Origin of the sequence: Aquamicrobium ahrensii (assembly GCF_040545755.1) — a bacterium.
Taxonomy (GTDB): domain Bacteria; phylum Pseudomonadota; class Alphaproteobacteria; order Rhizobiales; family Rhizobiaceae; genus Mesorhizobium; species Mesorhizobium ahrensii.
In genome coordinates, this window is record NZ_JBEPMN010000028.1 from 1 (window position 1) to 9,779 (window position 9,779).

Below are 9,779 nucleotides of genomic sequence, written 5' to 3' on the forward strand. Positions count from 1 at the left end.
CCACGCGGGTCAGCGCCATCATCTGCCCAGACAATGGCCCAAAAGCCCATCATGCATTAAGACTGAAACCGGACCACCCCATGGGGTCAGGCCAGTTTTCGTCGGCTGGCTAGCGGGCGACGTCACCGCCGGGCTGATGGCCACCATCGGCGCTTTCACCGCACTTTATGGCAGCGACCGTCCCTATCTGAACCGCGCCACCTATCTCGCGGTGATCGCGTCATCCTTCACCGTGGCGGTCACAGCCGGCGTATGGGCGGCGGAACTGCCATATCTGGTCGTGCCTACTGTCGTCGTCATCGCCATGGTGGCGACATTCCTGTGCAACGCATTGCGGGTCGGACCGCCGGGCGCCTACATGTTCGCGGTTGCCTGTGCGGCCGGCACTGGAATGCCTACCGGCCATCTGACCCTTTTACAGATCGGCCTTCTGGTCTTCGCAGGAGGAGCGTTCGCCTGGCTGGCCCATATGGCGGGGGCGCTTGTGTCGCCGCGAGGACCGGAAAGAGCGGCGGTGACGGCCGCAGCGCGAGCCGTCGCGCGCTTTGTGGAGGCCGCAGGCGCGCCCGGCGAGGACGGCGCACGCCACACGGCGGCGCTCGCCATGCACGAATCGTGGACGGCGCTGGTGACGCATCAGCCGGCCCGGCCTCGACCAGACGGGGCGCTCAGCCGTCTGCGCGCGATCAACCGGGAATTGAACCTGATCTTCGTCAGCGTCGTCAACGCCACTGCCGATGCGGGGTTTTCGCTTTCAGTTCTCGCTGACAAGGCGCGCTCGCTCGCAGCGCAGGCGCTGGACAGCGGAAACGATGGCGAACACACCGACCCTGGCCATGTCCCGCTCGGCCACCACGGATTTTCGGAATTGCTGAAGGAAAGCCTGCGGCCGTGGTCGCCGCCGCTCCTCGTGGCGGCCCGCGTGGGCGTCGCCACGGCAATCGCCGGAGCGATCGCCGCCGCGCTCGACCTAGAACGCGCCTATTGGACAATGGCGGCGGCGGTCCTGATGCTTCACCAAGGCCTCGACTGGGCGCGCAGCCTGCAACGCGGCGTCGAGCGGACAAGCGGCACCATGGTCGGCCTCATCGTGGCCGGCGTCATCCTCGCGATCCATCCCCAGGGGCTCTGGCTCGTGCTGACCCTCATGCTCGTCCAGTTCATCATCGAGATGACCGTGATCCGCAACTATGCGCTGGCCGTCGTGTTCATCACGGCGGCGGCGCTGACCATCGCCGCGGGCGGGCATCCCGTGCCCGATGTCGGCCACATGCTGTGGGTGCGCGGCACCGACACCTTCATCGGCTGCGGGATCGGGCTTGTGGTGCTGGCCTTGACGACGCCGCGCGCCGTGGCGGTGCGTATTCCGCAGGAACTGATCAATACGCTGGCCGCGCTGAGGACGACGGCAGGCCTTGCCGCCAATGGCGAGATCGCCACCGACGGAGCCCGGCAGGCACGTCGCGATCTCCAGCACCGCACCATCGTTCTGCTCCAGACCTATGATGCCGCCATTGGCGCAACGCCGTGGCATCGTGATGTCGCCGAGCGCTCATGGCCGGCGGTGGTGGCCGCGCAGCGCCTCGCCTACCGCGTGCTCGCCACATGCTGGTCGCTGGAGAATGCCGGGGCCAAAGCGGCCCCGGAAATGGCCCGCTCCCTGTTTGGCCCTGATGGCGAGAAAGAAGTCGACCGTGCGCTGACGGCCTTATCGGACGCCATTCGTGCCGGGACCAGGCCCGCGCCGCTTTCCAATGCGCCGGAATTCCTGAGGACGGAAATGCAGAACCTGCATGACTCGCTCGTTTACGCCGGGAACCGTGCTGTGGAATAGCTTGAGGAATGTCTGCTGTTTCGGGAAACAGGCCGGAATGGCAGGCGGCTCGAAATTCTCGACCGGTCCGCCGGCCGCCAGCTTCCTCGCCGCCGCCCGCCGACAAGACTCCAAAAGATGAATAGCGTACTCACGTTTGTTGACGGTCGCCAGAGAAATGATATGAGAGAAATATTCCATTCAATCACTGCACCATCAGCATCATTCGCACCAAGGAATTGGTTGCTGTTTGACACGTCCGGGATCATCCGATGATAAATCTCTTCACACTCGGCCTCGCAGCCATGCTGGCGTTTTCAAGCCCTGCGATAGCACAAAGCCTCATCATACCTCACGGACAGGGTGAAACGCGCATCGAGGGGCAACCGCAATCCGTCGTCGTCACCGACTGGGCCGCATTCGACAATCTGACCGCACTCGGCGTCAAGGTGGCCGGAGTGCCCGGCTCGAACGTGCCGGGCCATCTTGCCGACAAGGTCAGCGCTGACATGGTCAAGGTTGGCTCGTTGCAGGAGCCGGACATCGAGGGTATCGCGGCGCTGTCTCCCGATCTGGTCATCGTGGCCGGACGTTCGCGCACCGCCTATCCGACGCTCTCCCGGATCGCGCCGACTCTGGACGTATCGGTCGACAACGCCGCCCTGATCGACAGCGTGAAGGCGAATCTGACCACTTTCGGCAAGATCTTCGGGAAGAGCGATCGCGCAGCCGAACTGATCGTCGCGCTGGACGCGAAAGTGGAAGAGGCGCGCGCAGCCGCCGCGGGCAAGGGCGCCGGCCTGGTGATCATCACCAACGGCAACCGGATCGGCATCTATGGGCCGGAGTCTCGCGTGTCCTGGATCTACAAGGAGCTCAACATCCCGTCCGTCTTCGACAATGTCGACGATCGCGACCATGGCGGCGACGCGATCACCTTCGAATATCTGCTCCAGACCAATCCCGACTGGCTCTTCGTCGTCGACCGCGACGCAGGCGTCGGCAATGACGGCTCGGCGCGTCAGCTTCTGGACAATGAGCTGATCCACCAGACGAATTTCTGGAAGAACGACAGGGTGATCTACCTCGACCCGCAGGCCTCCTACGTCACCATGCACGGCTACGACGCACTGATTGTGCTGCTCGACCAGGTGATCGCAGGATACAGCGCGCAGTAACCGCCGGTTTCGGCCTGCCCGCGGTGCGCCGCCGGACAGGTCCACAAGACCGCACGACCGCAGGCGACATACGTGTATTCACTCATCCTCGGCATAATGGTGACGGCTGTGCTGGCCGTCATCAGCCTTTTCATCGGCGCGGCCGATGCGTCGCTGCACACGCTGTTTTCGCTTGACCCGGACCAGCGCGCCGCCCAGATCCTGCTCATCAGCCGGATACCGCGCACGCTCGCCATCCTCCTCGCTGGATCTTCGCTGGCCATCGCCGGGCTGGTGATGCAGATGATCGTCCGCAACCGCTTCGTCGAGCCATCGACCACCGGCACTACGGAATCCGCCATGCTGGGCTTCCTCGTGGTGACGCTGCTTGCTCCGGGCTGGCCGGTCATGGCGAAGATGGGCGTGGCGGCCGTCTTTGCGCTTTTCGGCACGTTTTTGTTTCTGCGCCTGCTGAAATTCGTGCCGCTGCGCGACGTGGTCCTCGTTCCGCTCGTGGGTATCATGCTGGCGGGAGTGATCGGCGCGGTGACGAGCTTCCTCGCCTATCGCTTCAATATGCTGCCCTCGCTGCTGGCCTGGGGCATGGGCGATTTCTCCGCCGTGCTGCGCGGGCGCTACGAACTGCTCTGGTTCGGGCTCATCGGCACCGCCATCGCCTGCATCGCGGCGGACCGCTTCACCGTGGCCGGCATGGGCAAGGATTTCACCACCAATCTCGGCATTAATTACCGGCAGGTCATGTTGCTCGGTCTCGTCATCGTTTCGGTGGTGGCGGCGGTCTGCCTCGTTTCGGTCGGCTCGATCCCATTCCTGGGGCTGGTGGTTCCCAACATCGTCAGCCTGATCCTCGGCGACAACATGCGCCGGGCCGTTCCCTGGGTGGCGATCGGCGGCGCGGCCTTCGTGCTCGCCTGCGATATCTTTGGCCGGGTGGTCCGCTACCCCTACGAGATCCCCATCAGCGTGGTGGTCGGCGTGATCGGCAGCGGCGTCTTCATCTTCCTGCTGCTGAGGAGGCGTCCCGGTGCGACGTGAAACAAACCCCATGGTGGGGACCGCCCCCGCACTGTCCGGCCTCACCCGGCCCGCCATCGTGCTGGCGCTCCTCGGCGTCCTGGCGGCGGTCAGTATCGTCTGCTTCATGACGCTGGGCGTCCGCGGCAACTGGGCCTTCGTGCTTCAGTTCCGCATGCAGAAACTGGCGGGGCTCCTGCTCGTCGCCTGCTCCGTCGCGGTCTCGACGGTGCTTTTCCAGACGGTGACCAACAACCGCATCCTGACCCCGTCGATCATGGGCTTCGACGCGCTCTATGTTCTCGTGCAGACCTCGATCGTGTTCTTCCTCGGCGTCAGGATGTTCGCGCTGATGGACCCGCATCTGCGTTTCGGGATGGAAGTGTTGCTGATGATCTGCTTTTCGGGACTGCTGTTTCGCTGGCTGTTCCTGGGCGAGGAGCGCAGCCTGCATCTGGTGGTCCTCGTCGGCATCGTCTTCGGCGTGTTCTTCCGCAGCCTCTCGAACTTCATGCAGCGAATGCTCGATCCCAACGCCTTCCAGGTGTTGCAGGACAGCTTCTTCGCCAGCTTTTCGCGGATAGACCCCACGCTGCTGGGCTTTTCATGGGCGATCGTCTGCCTCGCGCTGCTGGTGCTGTGGCGAATGGGGCACTGCTTCGACGTGCTTTCGCTGGGGCGCGCTCAGGCCATCAATCTGGGCGTCAGCTACAGGCGCACGGTGATCGTCATCCTGATGATCATCTCCGTCCTGGTCGCGGTTTCGACCGCCCTCGTCGGGCCGATCACCTTTTTCGGCCTGCTGGTCGCCAGCCTTGCGCACGGTCTCGTCGGCAACAGCCGGCACCGCTACATCCTGCCGGCGGCGGTGTTGTTGTCGGTCATCTGCCTCGTCGGCGGCCAGACCCTGCTGGAGCGGGTGTTCGCCTTCGATACGGCGCTGTCCATCATCATCGAGTTTCTCGGCGGCGTCGTGTTCATCTTTCTCATCATACGGGGCGCCGCCAGATGATCATCGCTACTGGGGTGAAGAAATATTACGGCGCCACTCCCGTCGTCGACGACGTCACCGTCACCATCCCCTCGGGCGGCGTCACCTCCGTCATCGGTCCCAACGGCGCGGGGAAATCGACCTTCCTTTCCCTCGTGAGCCGGCTGATGGGCATGGACGCCGGCAGCGTCACCGTGGAGGGGCTCGATATCGCGAACACGCCCGGCGACAAGCTGGCGCGGAGGCTGTCGATCCTTCGGCAGGACAACCACATGGCCGCGCGCCTGACGGTGCACGACCTGGTGTCGTTCGGGCGCTACCCGCACAGCAAGGGGCGGCTGACGGTCGAGGACAAGGGGCATATCGACCGCGCGCTGGACTATCTGAACCTGAACGACCTGCGCAATCGCTTCCTCGACGAACTGTCGGGCGGCCAGCGCCAGCGGGCGTTCGTGGCGATGGTCCTTTGCCAGGATACCGACTACGTGCTGCTTGACGAGCCGCTCAACAATCTCGACATGAAACATGCCGCGAGCATGATGAAGCTGCTGCGCCGCGCCGCCGCCGAGCTGGGCAAGACGGTGGTGCTCGTCCTGCACGACATCAATTTCGCCTCCTGGTATTCCGACCACATCGTCGCCATGCGCGACGGCAAAATGGTGCGGCAGGGAACGCCGGAAGAAGTGATCACCCCCGAAAGCCTGCGCGCGATCTACGACATGGATATCGACGTGCGCGAGATCGACGGCCGCCGCATCACGTTGTTCTACGGTTGATAGCGGAGGCGGCCCACTCGTCAGGGACGGCCGTTCATTGTGAGGAAGAGCCGCATTCCGTCAGGCGAAATTGGGGATTACCGCTTCCGGCCTGTCCTGCGGATAGGAGCCGAGCTCGGCGTGCAGGGTGTCGGGACGGGAGAGGTCGATCCGTTCGCGATGCACACCGTTCACCACGAACAGGCTGTCGATGCCTGCCCCGCGGGCCCCGCGCATGTCATGCACCAGTGAATCTCCAATCGCCAGAACCCGATGCGACGGCAGGCCGAGAAGCTTCAGCGCGGTACGATAGATGCGTGGCCAGGGCTTGCCGTGATAATGGCTTTGTCCCCCCATTTCGCTGTACAGTTCAGCGAGCATGCCCGGCGCGGCCACAACTTCCCCAGCGCCCTTGACGCGTGTGAGGTCCGGATTGGCGCAGATCAGGGGCAACGAATGGTTTCGGGCCTCGCGCAACTGGTCGATCCAGGTCGGCGGCGGCGCAGGCAAGGCCGGCATGCTCTGCACGAACAGAAAATCGGCTTCGGCGATCGTTGCGGCCAGTTCATAGCCGTGATCGAGCAGGTCCGGCCGATCCCGGTCGCGCGCAAACAGCCATATGCGGCGTCCCCACCCGCGATATGCCGCATCGCGCTCGCCAATCAGTGCATCGAGGGCGTCGTCTCCGGCGGAAAGCACCCGCTCATAAAGATCCGGGCTGATGCCCATCTCCTGCATCGACTGCATGTTTTCACGGCCGCTGCGGCCTGAATTGGACAGGATGATCACCCTCTTTCCCGCTGCTTTCAGCCGGGAGAGGGCGGAAAGCGCCTTTGGGAAAACATTCTCTCCGTCGTGGAGCACTCCCCACTGGTCGACCAGATAGCCGTCATATCGCCCGGAAATCTCATCGACCGACTCGATCATGCAAGGTAGGCTGTCCAACATCACTCACGACACCTTTGCACGCACGCGGGCGGAAACGAATTCACTGACGATAACCAGAACCAATATGGCGCAAAGGATCAGCAGAACCTGGTTCCAGGCGAACTCGTTGATCGAGGCGTTCAATTGCAGGCCAATCCCGCCAGCGCCGACAAAGCCCAGAACCGAAGCCTCGCGCACATTTATGTCCCAGCGATATATGGACGTGCCAATCAGCACCGGTTGCACCTGAGGCCAGATCGCCGACGCCAGGACCTGCAACTTGCTGGCCCCGGTGGATTCCACCGCTTCGATCTGGCCATAGTCCACTTCCTCTATGGCTTCGGCCACAAGTTTGGCGATGAAGCCGGTCGAGCGTGCCGTCACCGCGCAGATGCCCGCGATGGGACCGGGGCCGAAGATGGCGACGAACAACAGGCCCCAGATCACCGTGTTGATCGAGCGCGACAGGATAAGGATGGTTCGGCCGATAAACCAGACCACCCGGTAACCGGCGGTGTTGCTGGCGGCGATGAAGGCGACCGGGATTGACAGCACCACGGCGGCCATCGTGCCCAGCGTGGCGATATGGATGGTCTCGACCAGCGGTTGCCATATCTGTGAGGCGTAAGACCAGCGTGGCGGCCACAACCGTTCGGCCATGTCCAGCGCCTGCAGGTGAGCGTCAGCCAGGAACGCCCACTCCACGTCGATGGCCCGCATGGCCCATACGACGGCCAACGCGCAGGCGACGGTCCAAAGCCACTGGACGGTTTTCTCGCGGGCCGTATAGCGACGATAGCGGGAAGGATAGGTGGCGGGACGCTGGCTCACCGAAGCCTCCTGCGGATGTGGTCGGAGCTGAATTCCCCCAGCGCGACCAGCGCGGCGATGCAGATCAGGATCGCGCAGGCGAAATCATAATCATATTTGCTGAAAGCCGCCGAGAGGGTTTGGCCGATGCCGCCCGCGCCGACGACGCCGATGATGGTGGAGTGGCGCAGGTTGGAATCCAGACGGTAGATCAGGATGCCAATCTGGCGCACAAGCACTTGCGGCATCACCGCGAACCATACCACTTGCAGGAAACCGGCGCCCGTGGCGCGCAGGGCCTCGACAGGCCCCATCTTCATGTTCTCGATATCCTCGGCCAGCATCTTGGCCACGAAGCTGAATGAGCCGTAGCTCAGCGTCAGCACGCCTGCGAGAGGGCCGAAGCCGAACATTTTGACGAAGAAAATGGCGATGATCAGCTCATGAAAGGTGCGGCCCAGCACAATCAGGCCGCGCGCAGCAAGATAGACAGGGCGCGGCGCAAGATTGCGGGCGGCGCAGATGCCGATCGGCACCGCGATGATGATTCCCAGCACCGTCGAGACGATGGCGATCTGGATGCTTTCCACCATCCCGTTGATCAGAATTTTCGAACGCGAAAAATCCGGCGGGAACATGCGGGCGAAGATATCCCCCGCACGTACGAAGCCGCGCAGCACCCGCTGGCTATCGAATTGCAGGGTCGAAAGTGACCAGACCAGATAAAGCGCGACCGCGACAAGGAATATCGTCCGCAGTTGGTGGCTGCCGAATATCGTCGGCGGTCGCCAACGAGGAGATGTCGTTGGCGATAGTTCGCTCATGCCGGCTCCTCTTGCGCGATCGGCGCCGGATTATCGTCGTAGCCGCCATAGATGTCGGCCAGCTTGTCGCGGGTGAGATCGGCCGGATCGCCATCGAAGACCAAACGGCCATTGCGCATGCCGATGATGCGGTCACAAAACGCCTGGGCCAGCGCCACATCATGGATGTTGATCAGAGCCGGCATTTTTTCTTCGGTTATCACGCCGCGGGCAAGTTGCATGATTTGCCGGGAAGTATTGGGGTCGAGGCTTGCTGTGGGTTCGTCCAGAAGCAGAAGCTTCGGCCTTTGCATCAATGCCCTGGCGATGCCGACCCGCTGCCGTTGCCCGCCCGAAAGCGCATCTGCCCGGCGGTTTTCGAATCCGCTCAATCCCACCCGATCCAGCAGGGCGTAGGCGTGACGGATTTCCTCTTCACCGTAGCGATAACGCAGCGACGTCCAGAAGCTGACATATCCCAGCCGCCCGGTCAGCACGTTCTGCATCACCGTCAGCCGCTCGACCAGATTATATTCCTGGAAGATCATGCCGATCTGGCGACGCATGCGTCGCAGTCCCGCCCGGGAAAGCGGAGGGATATCCGTTCCCATCAGCCGGACCGAGCCCGAAGTGGGCTCGACCAGCCGGTTGATACAGCGGATCAACGTGGATTTGCCGGCTCCCGACGAGCCGATGACGCCGACGAGCTGCGGACTTTCTATGGCGAAGCTTACGGAATCGAGCGCCCGTTGCCCGGTTCCGTAGTCCTTCGTCAGCCCGGCGATCTCCAGAAGCGGCTTTGTCATTCCACCGGCTTCCGGGTTCATTCCGCCTTCAGCGTCGAGAGACCCGACTCGTCATAGGTTGCCCCAGTTTCGTGCTGGATCGCCACGACGTTCATCCAGTCTTCCTTGTAATCGACCCGGGTGAAGCCCTTGGTGTCCTTGAACTCCTCAAACAGGCTGGAATTCATGAAGTCGAAGTCCAGAAACGCAGCCACGATCTGCTCGGCCAGTTCCGGCTTGAGATTGTAGACATAACCATAGCCGGTGCGCGGGAACGGCTTGGATTCATAGACCACGCGCAACGCGTCGCCGTCGACCAGACCGCGATCCGTCATCCGGATCAAGACGCTGTCAGCGACAGGGGCGGCGTCATAGTCACCGTTCGCTACACCGAGGATGGAGTTGTCATGCTTGCCCGAATAGATGATCTCGTAATCTTCGCCGGGGGTCACTCCGAGTTGCTTGAACAGCACCCGCGGTGCGGTGTCGCCTGAATTGGACGAGGGCGCGACATGGGCGACACGCTTGCCCTTCAGGTCTTCGACCGACTTGATGTCGCTATCGGCCGGAACGATCAGTTGCAGCTTGTAGCCCAGCGATCCGTCGATCTTTGAGGTGGACCCGTCTGGTGAGACAGCTTGGCGGCTTGGCTAAGGTGGATCGGGTTGGTTTCTACGCCGCCAATTGCTCCGTCATTTGTGCC

The 9,779-nt window shown here is 62.9% G+C and carries 10 protein-coding genes; 5 read left to right on the plus strand and 5 right to left on the minus strand.

From position 1 onward, the window contains the following. The 5 genes from ABID44_RS18510 to ABID44_RS18530 all read left to right on the plus strand — a co-directional run. Positions 1–1,834: FUSC family protein (locus tag ABID44_RS18510; RefSeq protein WP_354153150.1), on the plus strand; the 1,834-nt coding region annotated here is incomplete at its 5' end. 251 nt (positions 1,835–2,085) lie between these two features. After that, positions 2,086–2,991: a siderophore ABC transporter substrate-binding protein gene (locus ABID44_RS18515; protein ID WP_354153151.1), complete on the plus strand. Its 906-nt coding sequence runs from the start codon at positions 2,086–2,088 to the stop codon at positions 2,989–2,991. A gap of 96 nt (positions 2,992–3,087) precedes the next feature. After that, positions 3,088–4,026 carry an ABC transporter permease gene (locus tag ABID44_RS18520; protein ID WP_354153157.1) on the plus strand — a complete coding sequence of 313 codons (939 nt, stop codon included), beginning with the start codon at positions 3,088–3,090 and terminating at the stop codon, positions 4,024–4,026. Positions 4,027–4,036: 10 nt separating this feature from the next. Continuing rightward, positions 4,037–5,017: an iron chelate uptake ABC transporter family permease subunit gene (locus ABID44_RS18525; protein WP_354153158.1), complete on the plus strand. Its 981-nt coding sequence runs from the start codon at positions 4,037–4,039 to the stop codon at positions 5,015–5,017. Then, complete coding sequence (locus ABID44_RS18530) at positions 5,014–5,772, plus strand: iron ABC transporter ATP-binding protein (RefSeq protein ID WP_354153152.1); 759 nt, start codon at positions 5,014–5,016, stop codon at positions 5,770–5,772. Before ABID44_RS18525 ends, ABID44_RS18530 begins: the two co-directional genes overlap by 4 nt. Positions 5,773–5,832: 60 nt before the next feature. On the opposite strand, the gene ABID44_RS18535 is transcribed toward ABID44_RS18530, so the two are convergent. The 5 genes from ABID44_RS18535 to ABID44_RS18555 are packed head-to-tail and all read right to left on the minus strand — an operon-like array spanning position 5,833 to position 9,630. Beyond that, the gene (locus ABID44_RS18535; RefSeq protein WP_354153153.1) at positions 5,833–6,678 is read right to left on the minus strand and encodes a TIGR01459 family HAD-type hydrolase; all 846 of its coding nucleotides are present in this window, start codon (positions 6,676–6,678) and stop codon (positions 5,833–5,835) included. Between the two features lie 24 nt (positions 6,679–6,702). After that, a complete protein-coding gene (gene phnE / locus ABID44_RS18540; RefSeq protein ID WP_354153154.1) occupies positions 6,703–7,509 on the minus strand; it encodes a phosphonate ABC transporter, permease protein PhnE in 807 nt (268 codons plus the stop codon). After that, positions 7,506–8,312: a phosphonate ABC transporter, permease protein PhnE gene (gene phnE, locus ABID44_RS18545; RefSeq protein WP_354153155.1), complete on the minus strand. Its 807-nt coding sequence runs from the start codon at positions 8,310–8,312 to the stop codon at positions 7,506–7,508. Before phnE (ABID44_RS18545) ends, phnE (ABID44_RS18540) begins: the two co-directional genes overlap by 4 nt. Further along, entirely contained in the window at positions 8,309–9,097 is a 789-nt protein-coding gene (phnC, locus tag ABID44_RS18550) for a phosphonate ABC transporter ATP-binding protein (protein ID WP_354153156.1), read from the minus strand. Before phnC ends, phnE (ABID44_RS18545) begins: the two co-directional genes overlap by 4 nt. A 17-nt stretch (positions 9,098–9,114) precedes the next feature. Continuing rightward, entirely contained in the window at positions 9,115–9,630 is a 516-nt protein-coding gene (locus ABID44_RS18555; RefSeq protein ID WP_354153159.1) for a PhnD/SsuA/transferrin family substrate-binding protein, read from the minus strand. Positions 9,631–9,779 lie beyond the last annotated feature (149 nt).